17 protein-coding genes are annotated in these 18,291 nt (G+C 64.3%); 13 read left to right on the top strand and 4 right to left on the bottom strand.

Going from position 1 to position 18,291, the window contains the following annotated elements:
• The first annotated feature begins 156 nt into the window (after positions 1-156).
• From YUU_RS0130625 to YUU_RS0130610, 4 genes are all read left to right on the top strand, one after another.
• A complete protein-coding gene (locus YUU_RS0130625; protein WP_027525791.1) occupies positions 157-1,632 on the top strand; it encodes an FAD-binding oxidoreductase in 1,476 nt (491 codons plus the stop codon).
• A gap of 135 nt (positions 1,633-1,767) precedes the next feature.
• Complete coding sequence (locus YUU_RS0130620) at positions 1,768-2,430, top strand: TetR/AcrR family transcriptional regulator (RefSeq protein WP_027525790.1); 663 nt, start codon at positions 1,768-1,770, stop codon at positions 2,428-2,430.
• Positions 2,427-5,108, top strand: a complete 2,682-nt coding sequence (locus YUU_RS0130615) for a molybdopterin-dependent oxidoreductase (RefSeq protein WP_027525789.1) — start codon at positions 2,427-2,429, stop codon at positions 5,106-5,108. The genes YUU_RS0130620 and YUU_RS0130615 overlap by 4 nt, the downstream gene beginning before the upstream one ends.
• Positions 5,105-6,031, top strand: a complete 927-nt coding sequence (locus YUU_RS0130610; RefSeq protein ID WP_027525788.1) for a xanthine dehydrogenase family protein subunit M — start codon at positions 5,105-5,107, stop codon at positions 6,029-6,031. The genes YUU_RS0130615 and YUU_RS0130610 overlap by 4 nt, the downstream gene beginning before the upstream one ends.
• A 20-nt stretch (positions 6,032-6,051) precedes the next feature.
• Here the strand turns inward: YUU_RS0130610 and YUU_RS0130605 are convergent, their stop codons facing one another.
• Positions 6,052-6,834 (bottom strand): IclR family transcriptional regulator, encoded by a 783-nt coding sequence (locus YUU_RS0130605; protein ID WP_027525787.1) that lies wholly within the window; start codon positions 6,832-6,834, stop codon positions 6,052-6,054.
• A gap of 181 nt (positions 6,835-7,015) precedes the next feature.
• Here YUU_RS0130605 and YUU_RS0130600 point away from each other — a divergent pair, with 181 nt between their 5' ends.
• Genes YUU_RS0130600 through YUU_RS0130580 form a run of 5 tightly spaced genes read left to right on the top strand, consistent with a single transcriptional unit; the run spans position 7,016 to position 11,448 of the window.
• A complete protein-coding gene (locus YUU_RS0130600; protein ID WP_027525786.1) occupies positions 7,016-8,176 on the top strand; it encodes an aminotransferase class V-fold PLP-dependent enzyme in 1,161 nt (386 codons plus the stop codon).
• Positions 8,177-8,217: 41 nt separating this feature from the next.
• On the top strand, positions 8,218-9,120 hold the full coding sequence (locus YUU_RS0130595) for an amino acid ABC transporter substrate-binding protein (protein WP_027525785.1): 903 nt from the start codon (positions 8,218-8,220) through the stop codon (positions 9,118-9,120).
• 36 nt (positions 9,121-9,156) lie between these two features.
• Positions 9,157-9,951: an amino acid ABC transporter permease gene (locus YUU_RS0130590; protein WP_027525784.1), complete on the top strand. Its 795-nt coding sequence runs from the start codon at positions 9,157-9,159 to the stop codon at positions 9,949-9,951.
• Positions 9,948-10,643, top strand: coding sequence for an amino acid ABC transporter permease (locus YUU_RS0130585; RefSeq protein ID WP_027525783.1), 696 nt, complete (start codon positions 9,948-9,950; stop codon positions 10,641-10,643). Before YUU_RS0130590 ends, YUU_RS0130585 begins: the two co-directional genes overlap by 4 nt.
• A 34-nt stretch (positions 10,644-10,677) precedes the next feature.
• Positions 10,678-11,448 carry an amino acid ABC transporter ATP-binding protein gene (locus tag YUU_RS0130580; protein WP_027525782.1) on the top strand — a complete coding sequence of 257 codons (771 nt, stop codon included), beginning with the start codon at positions 10,678-10,680 and terminating at the stop codon, positions 11,446-11,448.
• A gap of 42 nt (positions 11,449-11,490) precedes the next feature.
• Here the strand turns inward: YUU_RS0130580 and YUU_RS0130575 are convergent, their stop codons facing one another.
• From YUU_RS0130575 to YUU_RS0130565, 3 genes are read right to left on the bottom strand one after another with little or no spacing between them, the layout of a single operon-like run.
• Entirely contained in the window at positions 11,491-12,297 is an 807-nt protein-coding gene (locus tag YUU_RS0130575; RefSeq protein WP_027525781.1) for a type VI secretion system-associated protein TagO, read from the bottom strand.
• Positions 12,294-13,352, bottom strand: coding sequence for a TAXI family TRAP transporter solute-binding subunit (locus tag YUU_RS0130570; RefSeq protein WP_027525780.1), 1,059 nt, complete (start codon positions 13,350-13,352; stop codon positions 12,294-12,296). Before YUU_RS0130570 ends, YUU_RS0130575 begins: the two co-directional genes overlap by 4 nt.
• A 25-nt stretch (positions 13,353-13,377) precedes the next feature.
• Positions 13,378-13,863 (bottom strand): DsrE family protein, encoded by a 486-nt coding sequence (locus tag YUU_RS0130565; RefSeq protein ID WP_035663760.1) that lies wholly within the window; start codon positions 13,861-13,863, stop codon positions 13,378-13,380.
• Positions 13,864-14,318: 455 nt separating this feature from the next.
• Between YUU_RS0130565 and YUU_RS0130560 the strand changes: the two genes are divergently transcribed.
• From YUU_RS0130560 to YUU_RS0130540, 4 genes are all read left to right on the top strand, one after another.
• Positions 14,319-15,170, top strand: coding sequence for a 3-hydroxybutyryl-CoA dehydrogenase (locus YUU_RS0130560; RefSeq protein ID WP_027525778.1), 852 nt, complete (start codon positions 14,319-14,321; stop codon positions 15,168-15,170).
• 190 nt (positions 15,171-15,360) lie between these two features.
• Positions 15,361-16,815: a cytochrome c oxidase accessory protein CcoG gene (gene ccoG / locus YUU_RS0130555; protein WP_035663758.1), complete on the top strand. Its 1,455-nt coding sequence runs from the start codon at positions 15,361-15,363 to the stop codon at positions 16,813-16,815.
• 121 nt (positions 16,816-16,936) lie between these two features.
• On the top strand, positions 16,937-17,332 hold the full coding sequence (locus YUU_RS0130550) for a group III truncated hemoglobin (RefSeq protein WP_371260517.1): 396 nt from the start codon (positions 16,937-16,939) through the stop codon (positions 17,330-17,332).
• A gap of 266 nt (positions 17,333-17,598) precedes the next feature.
• A complete protein-coding gene (locus YUU_RS0130540; RefSeq protein WP_027525775.1) occupies positions 17,599-18,252 on the top strand; it encodes a ubiquinol-cytochrome c reductase iron-sulfur subunit in 654 nt (217 codons plus the stop codon).
• Positions 18,253-18,291 lie beyond the last annotated feature (39 nt).

Here is an 18,291-nt window from a genome sequence, read left to right as displayed (position 1 = left end):
TCGTGTTCGAAGCTCGAACCTGATCTGCACAAACGTCGGAGGTCAGCACGTTCCTGCAAGCGAAGGCTCCATGCTAGGGTCAGCACCCAAGGTCGAAAACGACCGACAACAAGAACGAAGGCGGGCGCACAAGCCGAGCCGTCAAGAGAGGAACACATGCCGGTTGCAGTCCTTCCCACCGATCCGTCCGTTCCTGGCGCGCCCGTGACGGCGCCCATCCTCGACGCCTTGCGGAAGATCGTGGGTGACAAGGGCCTGATCCTCGACGAGCACGACAAGCAGCCCTTCGTGACCGAGTGGCGGGGGGCGCTGGTCGGGCAGGCCGCCGCGGTCGTGCGTCCGGCCAATACGGCCGAGGTCTCCGAGGTCGTGAAGCTCTGCCACGACAACGGCATTGCCATCGTGCCGCAGGGCGGCAACACCGGCTTGATGGGCGGGGCCACGCCGTGGCCAACCCACCGCGGCATCCTGCTGTCGCTCGGCCGGATGAATCACGTGCTGAACGTCGATCCGGTCGGTTATTCCATGACCGTGGAGGCGGGCTGCATCCTCGAGACGCTCCAGGAGACGGCCGCGCGCCACGACCGCTTCTTTCCGCTCAGCCTCGGGTCGCAGGGCTCATGCATGATCGGGGGTAATCTCTCCACCAATGCAGGCGGCGTGCAGGTGCTGCGCTATGGCAATGCGCGCAACCTGGTTCTGGGCCTCGAGGTGGTGTTGCCGAACGGCGACGTCTGGGACGGGCTGCGCGCGCTCAAGAAGGACAATACCGGCTACGACCTCAAGCATCTTTTCATGGGCGCCGAAGGCACGCTCGGCATCATCACCAAGGCGGTGCTGAAGGTGTGGCCGGCCCCGAAGGACGTATGCACGGCATGGCTGGCGATCCGCGATCCGCAGGCCGCCATCGAGATCCTCTCGGAAGCATACGTCGCCTCCGACGACAATGTCGGCTCCTGCGAGCTCATGAGCCGCGCATGCACCGACATGGTGCTGCGCCACATCTCAGGCACGCAGGACCCGCTCAAGGCGGACACGGCATGGTATCTCCTGCTCGAATGGTCGTCATCCCGGCCGCGGCTGGACGGCAGTGCGGGCATGTCGGAGAAGATGGAGCAGTTCTTGGCGGATCAGTTGGAGGCGGGCCGCCTGCTCGATGCGGTGATCGCCCAGACAGAGGCGCAGTCGCGCAACATGTGGCGCATTCGCGAAAGCGTGGCCGAGGCCGCGCGTGCCGAAGGACCTGGTCTCAGCTACGACGTGTCGGTCGCGATCTCCAGAATTCCTGAACTCATTGACAAGGGTCTCAAGGCCGTCCTCGACATCCTTCCGACGATCCGCCCCTATCCGCTCGGCCATATCGGGGACGGCAATCTGCATTTCTCCTTCATGGGGCCGAAGGGCATGGATCGCGAGACGCTCACACAATATTCCGCCGCGATCACCCGGAGCGTGAACGACATCATCGCCTCCATGGCCGGCTCGATCTCGGCGGAGCACGGCATCGGCATCGAGAAGATCGACGAACTCGCGCATTACCGCTCGAAGATCGAGCTCGACGTCATGCGCACGATCAAGCGGGCGCTCGATCCGAAGAACATCATGAACCCGGGCAAGATCCTGCGGCTGTGATACGCGCCTGGCGAACCGCAAGTCGCGGAAAGCGCGAGGAAGGCTGTGCCTGCAGCTTGCCCGATCGCAATGGTGCGACGCCGGGCTCACCAAATCGCGATTTGACAGTTCTTCATATTTTGTCAAAATCGACAAATGGGACCGAAGACGCGCATTCTCGACGCGACCATGCTGGTGTTTCGCCGCCACGGCTTTCGCCGCTCCTCGATCGAGCAGGTGGCCGAGGCCGCCGGCCTGACGCGGCAGGCGCTCTATCATCATTTTGAATCCAAGGAAACGCTGTTCCGCGCCGTCATCGAGCGCGTGCACGAGACGGCCATTGCCGCCGAGGAGACGGCAATCAGCGGGGCGGAGAAGGCGGGCCGCAGCTTCGCCGACATTCTCGTCGCCGGCATGACGGCGCGGATGCGGGCCATGATCGGATCCTTCGACGGCTCGCCGCATATCGAGGAGCTGTATTCCGAGCACCTCGTGCATGGACGTGACCTCTATCAGAAATACGCAGCGCTTTATGCCGAGCGACTGGTCGCCACGATCGCGCGGGTTGCGCGCAAGCAGAAGCTTGCGCTGCCGCAGGGCCTGTCGGCGGCCGAGTTCGCGCGGCTCGTCGAGATGGCCGTACACGGATCGAAGTCGCAGCATCCGGCGATGCAGCCGGCAGAGGCCTTCCTGAAGGACATGGCGATGATGGTGCGGACGCTCTGCGCCGGCGCTGTGCCGAAGTCGCAGGAGCCGCCCGCGAGCAAGGCCGGGACCAGAGAACGATCCTCACGCAGCAAAGCCGGAGCACGTCCATGAATACGATGATCATCAACGGCCGCGTCGAGCCTCTGCCTGAGGATCCCGATGCGCTGCTCATCGATGTCGTGCGCGATCAGCTCGGTCTCACCGGCACCAAGCTCGTCTGCGGTGGCGGCGTCTGCGGCGCCTGCACGGTGCTCGTCGACGGCGTCCCGATCGCGAGTTGCCTGATGCCGGCGCGTGCCGCCGCTGGAAAATCCGTGACGACGGTGGAAGGCATTGGCGCACAGGAGCTGCACCCGGTGCAGAAGGCGTTCATGGCGCATGACGCCTTGCAATGCGGTTTCTGCACGCCCGGCTTCATCTTGGAGGCGGCTGCGTTCTGCGATCGCTGGCGCGCGGCGAAGGGGACGGCCGTGCCCTCGCGCGAGGAGATCGGTGCGGCGCTGTCAGGCCATCTCTGCCGTTGCGGCGCCTATGATGCGATCTTTCGCGCCGTGGCGGATGCCTGTGCCGGCCGCTTCGACGGCGGTCATTTCGCAAGTCCACGCATCGAGGCGCGCGACAAGGTGACGGGCGCGGCAAGGTATACCGTAGATATCAGGCATGACGGTCAGCTCGAGGGCGTGATTCTGCGTTCGCGTGACGCGCATGCGCGCATCACGGTGCTCGACCTGGCCCCCGCGCGTGCGCTTGACGGCGTCACCGCTGTGTCGCTGCTTTCCGACGATCGCATCGTGCGCTATGTCGGCGAGCCAATCGCGGCGGTCGCAGCGAAGGACCGCAAGACAGCGCTCGCGGCGCTCGCCGCGATCAAGCCGACCAGCGAACCGCTACCCGCGGTGATCGGGCTCGATGCGGCGCGGAAAGATGATGCGCCCGTGGTGTTCGACCGGGCGAGCCGCAAGAGAGCGGGCAATGTTTCGGAAGCGGCCGGCGGGCCCGCGCCATGGAAGCGGAACGTTCGCGGGCCGACCTCGGTGTTTGCCAGGCGTGCCAAAAGGGCGCGCAACTGGGTGGACGAGGCGCGGCAGGCGAGCAACAGTCTTCTCGTCGAGGGAACATTCCGTACCGGCACGCAGCAGCATGCCTGTCTCGAGCCGCATGCCGCGGTGGCGCGTTTCGATGGCGAGGAGTTGACGGTGCACGCCTCGTCGCAGTGGGTGGTCCATCTGAAGGAGCAGATCGCCAAGCGCTTCAAGCTCGATCCTGCGCGCGTCCGCGTGATCGCCGATCATGTCGGCGGCGGTTTCGGCTCGAAGGCGAGCATCGGCGCCGAGACGATTGCCGCGGTCGAACTCGCACGCGCGGCGAATGCGCCGGTAAGAGTTGTCTATGACCGTCATGAAGAATTGTCGGTTGCCGGCTATCGTCCGGCCGCGGAGGTGAAGGTCGCGCTGTTGCCCTCTGATCGGGGTGAGTTGAAGGCGCTCTCCGTCACGGCGCACGCCGATACGGGCGCCGCGACCAACTCGACGATCGCGGGTCTGGCGCGGCTGATGTATCCGGCCGAAGCCAAGGACCTCAGGGATTTCGACGTCATCAGCAATCTGCCGCCGGGCGCGGCGTTCCGCGGCCCCGGCGGTCCGCCGATGGCATTTGCAGTAGAGCAGGCGGTCGACGAGGCCGCGCTGCGGCTCGCCGTCGATCCGATTGCCTTGCGCAAGCGCTGGGACCCGGATCCCAATAGGCAAAGGCTCTATGACTGGGCCTTGAGCCTCGACACCTGGCGCAATCGGACGTCGGCCGGGAGCGGTCGCTATCGCCGCGGTGTTGGTGTGGCGACCGGTTACTGGCTCTATCTCTGGCAGCCCAAGGTCAAGGTCGAGGTCGCGGTCAAGGGCGGCCGCATCGTTGCATCGACAGCGACACAGGATATCGGGACCGGTACCCGCAGCGTTCTGGCTGATACGGTCGCTCGCGAATTCGATCTCGAGGCTGATGAGGTCGAGGTGCGCATCGGCGACTCGTCGCTCCCCGAAGGCCCCGGCTCCGGTGGCAGCCGCGTCACCGCCTCGGTGCTGCCGCCGACGCTGACGGCGATCCAGAAGCTGAAAGCCGCGCTCCTCGAGCAAGCCACGCGCAAGCCCGCGCCGGGCTCGAATGCGCCATGGCGCGAGCTGATCGCGCGCTCGGCAGATATCGCTATCTCGGAGACGCGTGGCGAGGATGGGAAGAACACGGCGCCCGGCATCCGCTCGCCGCTGAAGGACCTCGGGCTTCTCGGCGTCGTGTTCGGCTGGATGATGCGGCGCAACTCCAACATCGTCATCGGCGCGGGCGTGCCGAGCTCGGTGCAGGTGATTGAAGTCGAGGTTGATGCCTGGCTCGGCCACGTGCGCGTGCTCAAGGTGCACACGGGAATAGCGGTCGGGAAGATCGCGGCGCCTCCGCTCGCGCACAGCCAGGCCTGCGGTGCGGTGATCCAGGGGCTCGGCTACGCGCTCTACGAGGCCCGCGAGGTCGATCCGCTCAGCGGCGACGTCCTGACCGCCGGCATGGAGGATTATCGCATCCCCGGCATCGCGGATACGCCCGAGATCGACGTGCATTTTGACGAGGCTGGTTTCGATCATGTACTCGGCAACAGCGTCGGCCTCGGTGAGGTGGCGACGGTGCCGACATCGCCTGCCGTCGCGAACGCGATTTTTAATGCGATCGGCGTTCGCCTCGCCGAAATTCCGATCCGGCCCGACCGCATCGTCGCCGCCTTGAAGGGGAGGACTGCGGCATGAACGCCTCGTCAGCAATATCGGCGGGCAGCGCACCCGAATTCCGCGCCGCCGGCACGGATCTGTCCGAGCGCCGCCGCAGCGGCGTGTCGCGTGGGCCGATCGTCGATCTCCCCGTGACGTCAGGCACGATCGGGATCGACTGGGCTGCGGACGGCTCGGCCCGCATCGGCGCATTCACCACGATCGCGGCGATTGCGTCCGATGTACGTATCCAGGATGCCTATCCAGGCATCGCCGCTGCCGCGCAAGGCCTCGCCACGCCGCAGATCCGGCATCTGGCAACGCTCGGCGGCAACCTCGCTCAGCGTTCGCGCTGTTGGTATTTCCGCAATCCGCAGATCGGCTGTCTCAAGAAGGGCGGCTCCGATTGCCCGGCGCGATCGGGCAATCATCTTTATCACGCCGCATTCGACCTCGGACCTTGCGTGGCCCCACATCCGTCGACCATGGCGATGGCGCTGCTCGTCTATGACGCGACGATCACGACAGACCGGCGCAGCCGATTGTCGTTGCCTGATTTCGTTGGCGACGGTACCAACGGCGCCGCGGACCATGCGCTCGAGCCGGGCGAAAAGATCGAGGCCATCTCACTTCCCGCGCCGCTCGCCTCCGAGCGCGCCTGCTACCAGCGTGCCATCAGCCGCAGCTATGCGGAATGGCCGCTGGTCGAAGTCTGCGCGCGCGCAGTGGTATCCGGCGGCATCTTCCAGCATGTCCGCATTGCCGCTGGCGGGGTCGCCCCGGTGCCGCTGCGGCTGACGGCGTGCCAGGTCGCATTGGAGGGAAAGCCGGCAAACGCGGAAGTTATCGCACAAGCAGCGCAGCTCGCGACATCAGGGGCAAGGCCGCTGCCGATGACCGGATACAAGCTCGAGCTGTTGGTCGGCCTGGTGCGGGACGTGGTGGAGCGGATTGCGAAGTAGATTGGCCGTGGCCCTCGCTCTCATCCACCATCATCATCGTCCTGCAGGATCGTTTCCGACAGGAGCGCGGCGGCCTTCTGAAGCGGGGCGATGAAACGGTCGAGTTCGGCGAAGCTCACGCGGGCCGCCGGGACGGAGACGCCCAGGCACGCGATCAGCTCACGGTCGGGCGACAGGATGGGGACGGCGCATCCAACCACGCCCTTGACGTACTCCTCGTTGGTTTTGGCCCAGCCGCGTGCGCGCGTCTCCGCGAGCACACCCAGCAGGGTGTCGTAGTCTGCGATCGTCGTGTCCGTAAATTTCGTCAGCGTGAGCGCGCGGCACAGCTTCTCGCGCGCTTTCTCCGACAGGCGGCTCATATAGATCTTGCCTGTCGACGTGCAGTGCAGCGGCGCCGCTTCGCCCGGATTGAATTGGAGTCCCTGTGGTTGCGAGACGCGGACGCTGTCGACATAAGCCACCATGTTGTCGCGCACGACGCCGATCTCGCATTGCTCGCCGATTTCCCCGGCGACCGCGCGCAGCACGGCATGCCGGCGCGCGGTGCGGAATGCTGCGCCAATGACCTTGGCGGCCAGGGTGACGAGCTGATTGCCCACGACGTAGCGCTTGGTCCCGAGCGCCTTCTGAACCAGGCCGCGTTCCTCAAGGTTTCCGATCAACCGATGGGCGGTCGGAAGCGGAAGGCCAAGCGCCTGGGCGATCTCGGCGACCGATACGGCTTTGGTTTGACTGGCGATGTGCCCGACGATCGCAAAGGCGCGATCAAGTGGTCCTTCGGTCTTGGCTGGCTCCGCCATTCGCGTCTCCTCAAGTCGCGGCAATAAATTATCAGTTTTCGGAACTAAAACTACTGAAATATGAAAAATATATTGGACGGTTCTCCCTTGCTGCTCATATCGTTGGCTCCGCCAGTCGGTGAACAGGATTTGTGCAACGCAAACCGGGCCCGACAGGCAACGCGCCGAACAGGAGAGTGGGATGTCAGGTCATTACGACGTCGATGCCGTGCGGAAGGAATTCCCGGCTGCCGAGCGGATGACCTATCTCGACTCCGGATTTCAGGCGCCACTCGCGCGCCCCGTGAAGGCGGCAATCGACCTCTTTCTCCGCGAGAGCCTCGAGACGGCCGGCCCAAAGAGCGTGTGGCTCGACCGCGTCGAGCAGACGCGTGCGAAGGTCGCGCGCTTCCTCGGCGTGTCCGCCGACGAGATCGCCTTCACCAAGAACACCTCGGAAAGCATGAATATTGCCGCGAACGCCCTGCGGCTGCGGGCGGGTGACAATGTCCTGATGGTTCACGGCGATCACCCGAACAACGCATACGCCTTCCTCAACCTGCAACGGCAGGGCGTCGAGGTACGGTTCGTACCGATGACCGATGTCGTCGATGCGGCGAGCTTTCGTTCCCACATCGATGCGAACACCCGCGCGATCTCGATGTCCCATGTGACCTTTCACGCCGGCCACCGCTTCGATGTCGACAGCGTCGGCGCGCTGTGCGCGGAAAAGGGGCTCCATTTCATCGTCGACGTGATGCAGGCGATCGGCGTGGTGCCGATCGATGCAAAGGCCATCCGCGCGAGCTTCATCGGGTCGGGCAGTCACAAGGGCCTGCTCGTTCCCCAGGGGCTTGGGCTCCTTTATTGGGACAGTGCGCAAGCGGAGCTCGAGCCCGCTTATCTCGCTGCCGCAAGCCTTGCGGAGATCCCGGCCGATCTCATCGCCCGCCCTGATAGGCTCGCGCCGGCTCCGAGCGCCCGTCGCTTCGAACTCGGCAACTTCAACCTTCCGGCGATCCACGCGCTTGGCGCCTCGCTCGACCTGATCGCGCAGATCGGCGTCGGGAACATCCAGAACCACTGCTTCGATCTCGGCGATCATCTCATCGCAGAGCTCGATGCGCTCGATATCCGGCTCGTCGGTCCGCGCGACCGGAAGCACCGTGCGCCGCACATCTACGTCGTCGCGCTGCCTGCGGCCGAATGGCTTGGCTACTTCGAAGAGAACGGCGTGCGTGTGTCGCCGGAACGGGACGGCATTCGCGTGTCGTTCGGCATGTTCAACAAATCAGCGGATGTCGATCGCTTGATCGAGCTCATCCGCCGGCGCGGCGTGAAGACATCATCCAAGGCTGCCTAGAAGGCCGCCAGGGCCAGAGATATGAGAGGAGGGTGCAGGACATGAGGAATTTTGCACGGATGCTGGGGGCCCTGTCGGGCCTTGTGGCCGTCATCGCAATGGTCGAGCCGTCGGCCGCCGCTGACAGCCCGACGCTGTCCAAGATCAAGTCCGGCGGTGCGATCACGATCGGCTACCGCGAGACCTCGATCCCGTTCTCTTACCTCGGTCCCGATCAAAAGCCGATCGGCTTCTCGCAGGATCTCTGCGCCGCCATCGTCGAGCGCATCAAGACGGAGCTGAACCTGCCCAATCTCACCGTCAACTACACGCCGGTGAACTCGTCCAACCGGATTCCGCTGATTCAGAGCGGCACCGTCGATATCGAATGCGGCAGTACGGCGAACGACAAGAAGCGGCAGGAGCAGGTATCATTCTCGGTGACGACTTTCGTCAGTCAGCCACGCTGGCTGGTCAAGGCGGACAGCGGCCTGAAGACCGCCAGCGATCTCAAGGGCAAGACCATCGTCGTCACGCAGGGCTCCAACGCGATCGGCTTCGCGCAAGGCGTAAACGCCAAAGAGCAGCTCGGCCTCAACATCGTCCAGGCCAAGGATCACGCGGAATCATTCCTGATGTTGAATACGGGACGTGCCGCAGCCTTCATGGAAGACGACATCCTTCTCGCAGGCCTCAAGGCCGCAGCGCCTAAGCCGGACGCGCTGATCTTCCTTCCCGAAGGCTATGCGAGAATCTACTATGGGCTGATGTTCGCGAAAGGCGATGCCGGCTTCAAGGCACTCGTCGACGACGTTCTGTCAAAACAGATGGCGTCGGGCCAGTTCGAGAAGACCTACACGAAATGGTTCACCAGGCCGATCCCGCCCAAGGGTGAGAACCTCGCTTTTCCGCTCACTGATACGCTGATGGAGCGGATCGCGAGGCCCAGCGACGCGGTCGACTGACCGCCTTCGCTCGCACCGTTAACTCTGAGGTTTGCGATGTTCGGAGTGCTTTTTGAACAGACGGCGGATGGCCAGCGCTATATCGACTGGCTTCTCGCCGGCCTCGGCTGGACATTGGCGCTGGCCTTCTTCGGCTGGTGGATCGCCTTCGCCGTCGGCGTCATCGTCGGGATCGGCCGTACCGTGCAGAACCGGCTCGTGACGGCGCTCGCACGGCTCTATGTCGAGATATTCCGGAACATCCCGGTGCTGGTGCAGATGTTTCTCTGGTACTTCGTGTTGCCGGAGATCCTCCCCAGCCGCCTCGGCGACGCCATCAAGCAGATCCCGCCGCCCTGGGGATCGTTCTTCCCGGCGCTGGTGTGCCTCGGTCTCTACACCGCCGCGCGCATTGCCGAGCAGGTGCGCGCGGGCATCGAGGCCTTGCCGAAGGGCCAGACCGAGGCGGCCAATGCGCTGGGGCTCTCTCCCCTCCTGACCTATCGCCACGTCATCGTCCCGCAGGCGCTGCGGCTTATCGTGCCGAGCCTGACCAGCGAGGTCATGGGCATCTACAAGAATACGTCCGTGGCGCTCACGATCGGCCTGATGGAGTTGACCGCGCAGGCGCGGCAGATCAGCGAAGCGACATTCCAGACCTTCACCGCCTTCGGTGCGGCGACGCTGATCTATCTCGTGCTCGCGCTCATCGCCTATCAATCGATGATGCTCATCGACAAGGCCGTGCGCATCCCGGGCTCCACGCCCGCGAAGGATGCGGTCGAGCCGATCTTGGCGGACGACGTGCAGTCTGGCACCGCCTTGCCCCACGGAATGGAGGTCGTGAAATGAACAGCCTCGATTTCTCGGTCCTCCTTCAGGCCTGGCCTTATCTCTGGTCGGGACTGTTGTTCTCCCTCGCGCTGACTGCCGCAGCCTTCGTCATCGGCATGATGCTGGGGACCTGCTTCGCCCTCGTGCAGCATTTCGAGGTGCCCGTCGTCAGCCAGATCGTGCGCAGCTATATCGCATTGGTCCGCTCGATTCCGTTGATCCTCGTGCTGTTCTGGTTCTTCTTCCTGGTGCCGATCGTGCTTGGGCACCTCTCAGGCAACGGCCGTCCGGTCCCGATCGGCGCCACCTGGACGGCCTTCATCACTTTCGGCCTGTTCGAGGCGGCCTATTATTCCGAGATCATCCGCGTCGGATTGCGCGCGGTGAACAAGGGCCAGTTCGAAGCCTGCCAGGCGCTCGCGCTTTCCACCTTCGATACCTATCGATGCGTGATCCTGCCGCAGGTGATCCGGGTCGCGAGCCCGATCATCCTGAGCCAGACCATCATCCTGTTCCAGGACACTTCGCTGGTTTACGTGCTCTCGCTGACCGATCTCCTCGGCGCGGCCTCGAAGCTCGCGCAGCTCAACGGCCGGCTCGTCGAGATGTATCTCGTGGTGGCGGTCGTCTATCTCGCCATCAGTTCGGCAGCGTCGCAGTGTGTCGCATCGCTCCGGCGGCGATACGCGCTCGGCGGCGCGCACCGGTAGCGAAGCGGCTTTGAAAACTGAGAGGAACACGAAGATGCGACAGGAAGGCGCGGTGAACCCGAGCAATCATTCTTCTGCGATCGTCGTCGTGGAGAATCTGGTGAAGCGGTTCGGCGGCTTTACCGCGCTGAATGATGTCCATCTCACGGTCGCGAAGGGCGAGAAGATCGTTCTGTGCGGCCCCTCCGGCTCCGGCAAGTCGACCCTGATCCGCTGCATCAACCACATCGAGAAGCATGACGGCGGCCGGATCGTGGTCGACGGCGTGGAGCTGGTGAACCGCATGGCCGACATCAACAGCGTTCGCTGCGAGGTCGGCATGGTGTTCCAGAGCTTTAATCTGTTCCCGCACCTCTCGGTCGTCGAGAACTGCATGCTGGCGCCGATGAAGGTGCGAGGACTCTCGCGTCCCGAAGCGCACGAGCGTGCGATGGGCTTGCTCAGGAAGGTTCGCATTCACGGTCAGGCGGACAAATATCCCGCGCAGCTCTCGGGCGGCCAGCAGCAGCGCGTCGCCATCGCCCGCGCGCTGTGCATGCAGCCGAAGATTATGCTGTTCGACGAGCCGACCTCCGCGCTCGATCCCGAGATGGTCAAGGAGGTGCTGGACACGATGGTGCAGCTCGCAGGCGAAGGCATGACCATGGTGTGCGTGACCCACGAAATCGGCTTTGCGCGCGAGGTCGCCGACCGCGTCGTGTTCATGGACCAGGGCAGCATCGTCGAGGAGGGGGAGCCTGCGAGTTTCTTCAGCTCGCCTCGCACGGAGCGGGCGAAGGGCTTTCTCAACCAGATCATCCACTAGGCGAGAGCACGAATTCGCCCAAGGAGCACTGTCAACGAGCCGTCATCGCGCGCCTGATTGAGCCGCTGCATTCGGCCAGTGGCAGGTGCTTGCGAGCCTTGAGCGGACGGCATCGATGCCGGCGAGATCAAAGATCGAGCTGGTGTTGTGGCCCGCGCCGTCGGTCACGGAGATCGACGTTCGTCCTCCGCGGAGCGTGCGTACCGCTTCGGTTGCGTCCTCCGGCATGGAAGCCGTGCGGCCGTCGGTTGAGAGTGGCCAGCGCAGTCGCGCCGTCGTCGGTTCGTCGACGGAGATCGTGACCTCGACGACACCATCGCGCGATGCCCGCCACGCACCGTTGACACTGAGGGACATCTCGGTCCGCTGCTTGCGGCAGCGCAGGAGGAGAATCTCGGGGGCATTGGCCGCGACGGGAGGAAGCGCGTACAGCTTGGCGACGAGAAGCGGCGAGAAGTCGACCGGAGAGGTGGTCTCGCCCATCACCCAGCCCTTTCCGGCTTGCGCTTCTGTGGTCGCATTGTCGCGCCGGGGCGGTGTTTTTTCCGGCGCCGGCCGGGATCGCTCCCGCAGCGTCTGGGTAGAGAGTTCTGCGGGCTCATCATTCTGTGGCTTGCCTTTGCCCAGATGCGCGATCAGGTGGTCGACACACGCCTTCTCGGCGCTGTGCGCCTTCAGCCGGCATTCGAGACGCATGGTGGTGCTGCCACCTGGCTGGTCGCAAGCGGCTTCGGCCGCGCGCGTCAGGGCGAAGCAGTCCTCCAGGTTCCTGGTGGAGTCGGATGCTGGTTGAGCGCGAGCTTCCGCGAGCGCCAGGCTCGCGACGAGGACCACCGCCGCCCGTCTCACGGCGCCCCCGACCGGTTCGCCACTTGGCCATCTTTCCAGCTCTCCGCCGCCTTTAGGCGTTGCAGACCGGGGACGGTGGCGGCGGGATCGGCATCCTTCCACTTCGGGTCGAAGCCCGACGCGCGCAACTGGTCGAGCTTGCCGAACAGCTCGTTCACGAAGGCTGTGACGCTGTCGTAGCGTGGAGTGCCCGGATTCCAGTTATAGGCAACGAGGACCGTCGGTACCGCGATGGTTTCGACGTCCTTGCCCGCAGGCACCAGCGCGGGATAGTCCGCCGGGGTCAGCCGGGCCTGGACGTAGTAGTCGGAGAGTTTCGGGCCGTACGGCACCGGCAGGAACTTGAAGCCTTCGCCCCATTTGCGCTTCACGAAAGCATCCACCGGCTTGGAGGTGACGAACACGACGCCAGCCATCTCGCCCCGCAGCATCTGTTCCAGCGCGACCGGATGGGGCAGGAAAGTCTTCTCCACCTCGATGCCGAGACGGCTGAAGATGAGCGGACCGGAATAGGCGGCGGCGGTGCCTTGCGTGTTGAAGTTCACCTTCTTGCCGGCGAGCTCGGCGAGCGAGTTGATCTCGGGGCGCACGAAAACGTGCAGCTCGGACGGAAACAGGTTCATCACGTGCACGATACGCTTTCCGACCTCGGGGACCTGCGCGCGGTATTCGTCGAGCGAGTCGCTGTTGATGATCGCGATGTCGATTCCCTTGAGATAGAGCAGGTCGTTGACGTTCTCGGTCGGCCCGCGCGTGACGACCGGAAGCACGTGCACCTTCCCGCCCTCGTTGACGACGCGCGAGATTTCGGTAGCGAAACGGAGCGGCGCGCCTTCCAGCAGACCGGCGGCGAGCCCGACCGTGCCTGCATTGACGCGGTCTCTCATCTCCTGCTCTCCGCTTCGCGGCCGGCTCGCCTGCGCCGGGCGGGCTACGTGCGCGGCCACGCCCCGGGACCGCTGCGCGGTGCCGGCATCCTGAGCGGCAGCCGGAGGCGTGCGCAGTGACACGACGAGCAGCGGCAATATCAGCGCGAGCAGCAGTCTGCGCACCATCACGATCCTCCTGTCGCGTCCCCCTTCAGGGCCGCACGTAGCTCCACCCCTTCTCCTGCAGTTCCATCATGTGGACGACGCCCGACGGGACCATGGAAGCCTCGGGCACGAGCTCGAGCGGCTTGCCCTCCTTCTTCTCCATGCCCTCCCGGGTGACGCCACAGGCGGCAAAGCGCACCTTGCCCGGAAAGGCGAGGTCCTTCATGGCGTGGATGCGTTCGGCGACCGGCGTCGTGTCGGCACGCAGCATATGGAGTCCAGGACCGAAGGCGACGATCTCGACGTCGGCGTCTTCGCCCTTCTTGCGATAGTATTCGAGCACGTTGGTGGCGTTGTTGAGCGCCAGATTCATCACGCCAGGGTCGTTCTGGTCGACCTGGATCACCAGCCGGTGCGGCGCCGGCTTGGCCGCGCGCCCGCCGACCGACTGCTTCATGTTCATGGCGTGCGCGCTTGTCAGAGCAAATGTCGCGAGCAGGGCTGCGGCCATCTGGATTCGGGCGCTGCGCATAGGCTATCTCCCCTCTGCGTTTGGCGCTGCATCCGGGTAGAGGTCGCCTGACCTTTGCGCTCGGCCTCGTCCTGATGCTGCGCTCGGCTATGCACGCTCGGCCGCTTCTCCGTCGGACGCGTCCGGGCGACAGACCATGAACTCGCGTTGCGCCCGCCGACAGCCGTTACTTCATGCTAGTCCCAATGGATTAAGCGGAGAGGCCGCAGCTCAATGTCTCGTTGCCCGGGCCGCCCTCGGCACGTCTGAGGGCCGCACGAGGCGCGTAGCTTGGGCCAGCCAGGCCGCGAGAATGCCAGATTGCGCCATCCGCGACCGAAGAGGCGGCTTTATTCCCGCCATGGATGCTTTAAGGAAGAACCTATCAGGACCGGGCCGTCCGCCACAGGCGAGGTGTCCCTGGTTCAGGCAGAAGGGCGGTTTACATGCCCGAAAGATGAGAAGGATTTGAAGCAATGATCCAAACCGTTGGTATCATCGGGGCCGGCACCATGGGGAACGGCATCGCCCAGATCTGTGCCGCGGCCGGGCTTTCCGTCGTGATGGTCGATATCTCGGATGCGGCGGTGAGCCGCGGGATTGCGACCGTCGGCGGCAGCCTCGAGCGCCTGGTCAAGAAAGAGAAGATGTCGGCGGCCGATCGCGAGGCGACGCTCAAGCGCATCACCGGCACGACCGACCGTGCCAAGCTCGCCGACTGCGACCTCGTGATCGAGGCCGCCACCGAGAACGAGGAGCTCAAGGTCAAGATCCTCAAGGACCTCTGCGCGACGCTGTCGCCGCGCACGCTGATCGCCACCAACACCTCGTCGATATCGATCACCAAGCTCGCCGCCGCGACCGATCGCCCCGATCGCTTCATCGGCATGCATTTCTTCAACCCGGTGCCGGTGATGCAACTGCTGGAGCTGATCCGCGGCTTGCAGACCTCCGACGACACCCACGCGAAGGCGCTCGATTTCGCCCAGCGCGTCGGCAAGGTCGCGATCACGGCCAAGAACAGCCCGGGCTTCGCCGTCAACCGCATCCTCTGCCCGATGATCAACGAGGCGATCTTCGCGCTCCAGGAGGGGATCGCGACCGCCGAGGAAATCGACGCCGGCATGAAGCTCGGCTGCAACCACCCGATCGGGCCGCTGGCGCTCGCCGATCTCGTCGGGCTCGACACCATGCTGTCGGTGATGGAGGTCTTCTACAAAGGTTTCAACGACCCGAAATACCGTCCGGCGCCCTTGCTCAAGGAAATGGTCGATGCCGGCCATCTCGGCCGCAAGACCGGCCAGGGCTTCTACACCTACGGCGCCTGATGGAGCTTGAGGCCGCGATCGCCGAAGCGGCTAACTCATTTCCGTAACTGGCGGCCGGCAGCTCGAACGACCGCCAGTTCCATTCTCGAAATCTGCACTTTCGTTCCGAAGTTTGTGCCTCGACAAAGAGGGCGTGCCGCTATCCGCTTACCGTCGCCTTGCTCCAGCGAAATCGGGACTGCGGACCGCGATGACTGTCATTGAAATCGATCACTCTCGCACGCGCGCCAAAGCGGGTGTGGCCAGGGTGGACACGCGCAAGAGAGCCGCAATGGCAACATCGCGCGTGGTGCCGCAAGCCGTTTCAGGACGCATACGGCGGATCAAGTGGGCCATCCTCGTCCTGACGCTGTCGATCTATTACGTCACGCCGTTCCTGCGCTGGGACCGCGGGCCGAACGCGCCCGACCAGGCCGTGCTGCTCGACTTCGCGCATGGCCGGCTCTATGCGTTCTTCATCGAGATCTGGCCGCAGGACCTCTATCTCGTCACGGGTCTGCTGATCCTCGCCTCGGTCATCCTGATCCTCGCGAACGCGCTTGCAGGACGGGTGTGGTGCGGCTTTGCCTGTCCGCAAACGGTTTGGACCGACCTGTTCCTCCTGGTCGAACGCCTGGTTGAAGGCGACCGGCGCGAGCGGCTGAAGGACATGAACACTCCGCTGACCGCCGCGCGGGCGCTCCGGATCGGCATCAAGCACAGCGCCTGGCTACTGATCTCACTGATGACGGGTGGGACGCTGATCTTCTATTTCACGGATGCGCCCGGCCTCGTTCGCGCGTTTGCCGGCGGTGACGTCTCCGCGACGGCTCTGACCTGGATCGCTGTCTTCACCGGGACCACCTACGGCCTTGCGGGATTCGCGCGCGAGCAGGTCTGCACCTTCATGTGCCCCTGGCCGCGGCTGCAGGGCGCGATTTGGGATCCGGAAGCCTTCACGGTCAATTATCGCGACTACCGGGGCGAGCAGCGCATGTCGGCCAAGAAGGCCACGGAACTTCGCGCGCGCGGCGAGGCAGCCGGCGACTGCGTCGATTGCGGCCTGTGCGTCAATGTCTGTCCGATCGGGATCGACATTCGCGAGGGGCCGAATTTCGCCTGCATCAATTGCGGGCTGTGTGTCGATGCCTGCGATAGCGTCATGACCAGGCTGGATCGCCCTCGCGGCCTGATCGATTATGAAAGCTGGCGCAATATCGAGCGCGGCCATCGCGGCGAGGCCCGCGTCTCACGCTTGCTGCGCCCGAAAACCATCGCGCTCACGGTCGTCAGCGTCGGATTGGCGGCCGGCCTGGTCGGATTGTTGGCAACCAAGGCGACGGGCGCTATAGCGGTGCTGCACGACCGCGATCCCCTGGCCGTGACCTTGTCCGACGGCTCGGTCAGAAATGCCTACACCGTCAAGCTTCTCAACAAGGCGAACGTCGCCCACCACTACACTTTGGCGATAAAAGGCATAGATGCCAGCCTGAGCATCGTCGGTCACGACGATGGAACTCCCATCACCGTCGAGCCTGACGGCTCGGAATCGCTACGGGTCACCCTGACCTCGGCGAGTCCGAAGGACGCCGATGTGGTTTTCACCGCCCGCGACGAAACGGGAGGGACGGTGCTGTCGACCTCCGACCGGTTCGTGGCGCGCTGAGGCGCCTGGAACACGAGGACTTGGAACAACGCGAATGGATACTGAGAGCGAGATGCCTGACCGAATGACGATCGATCGCAAAGCGGCGGCGGAGCGGCGCAGCCTGCTGGCCCAGGACGTGATGGAGCGAACCGGGATCAACGAGGCGATGATCGGGGAACTCGTCACGAGGTTTTATGGCCGCGTGCGCGAGGACGCGTTGCTTGGTCCGGTGTTCGCCATCGTGAAGAACTGGGATGAGCATCTTTCCAAGCTGCGCGATTTCTGGTCGTCGGTGGTGCTGACCACCGGCCGTTATCACGGCCAGCCGATGCGGGCGCATCTTCCGCTCAGCCTAATCGGCGATCATTTCGATCGCTGGCTCGATCTGTTCGAGCAGACTGCGCGCGAGGTCTGCCCGCCGGCCGCAGCGGCTCTGTTCATCGACAAGGCACGCCGCATTGCCGACAGCTTTGAAATGGCGGCAGCGACGCAAAGCGGACGCATGTTCACGCCGCGTCACATGCTGCGCTCTTGAATACGATATGCCTGCCTGACAAACGTGCAGACACCTTGAATTGAATCTGCAATGCGCCATGCGATGGCGCGTCGCACCAATTCCAACATGTTCGATCTGATCTGCAAAATGATCATGCCCCGTCGCGCATCTTGACGTTGCGATCGCAAAAACGCCGGTGAATGCGCACTTTCGCATTCAATCAAAGCGAGCATCATGCGAATGATGCACTGCGGCGCAAATTCTTCGCCTTCTTTTTGGCAGAGTCCCAGCGCCTGCTAGCGTACATGGCGCATTCAACGCACAGCACGTCATGTCCATCCTCCGACAACACAGCGGAATCTGATGCCTGCGTCTGCGCGGCGCAGACGCGACGAACGCTTTTGATCGGTGCAATCGCCACCACGGCCTGCTTTGCAGGTTCCGGACATGCCGCCGCGGGCGAGGATCCGCCCGGCGCCGACGAGCGGCCGCAGAAGGGCGATGTGCTGGTGTTCTCCGAAGGCGATCAGGAAGGCAAGCTCGTCACGATCGCCGACTTGCCGCTTGGTGGCCCGCCAGTGCACGCTTGGCCGAAGGATCCCAAGACATCAGTGGTGCGTAGCGCCTCGCGCCTCAACGAGATCCTGATCATCCGGCTCGATCCCGCCGAGCTCGACGATCAGACGCGCGCGCGTGCTCAGGATGGCATCGTCGCCTATTCGGCGATCTGCGCCCATGCCGGCTGTCCCGTCACCGTCTGGGTCAAGAGCGATGTCGGCGACAAGGAGGTGTTCAAGTGCATGTGCCACAACTCCGAATACGATCCGCGACAGGGCGCGCAGGTCGTGTTCGGGCCGGCGCCGCGACGGCTTGCAGCGTTGCCGCTGGCACTCACTGACGGCGCGCTCAGCGTCGCCGGCAATTTCATCGGAAAGGTAGGTGGCCAGCAGCCAGGGTGATCAGCCGCGGGTCGCACCCGCGCGCCAGAAGCGGTCGCG

The organism is Bradyrhizobium sp. Ec3.3 (assembly GCF_000472925.1).
Lineage (GTDB): Bacteria > Pseudomonadota > Alphaproteobacteria > Rhizobiales > Xanthobacteraceae > Bradyrhizobium.
This window is presented reverse-complemented; position numbering and strand designations above follow the sequence as displayed.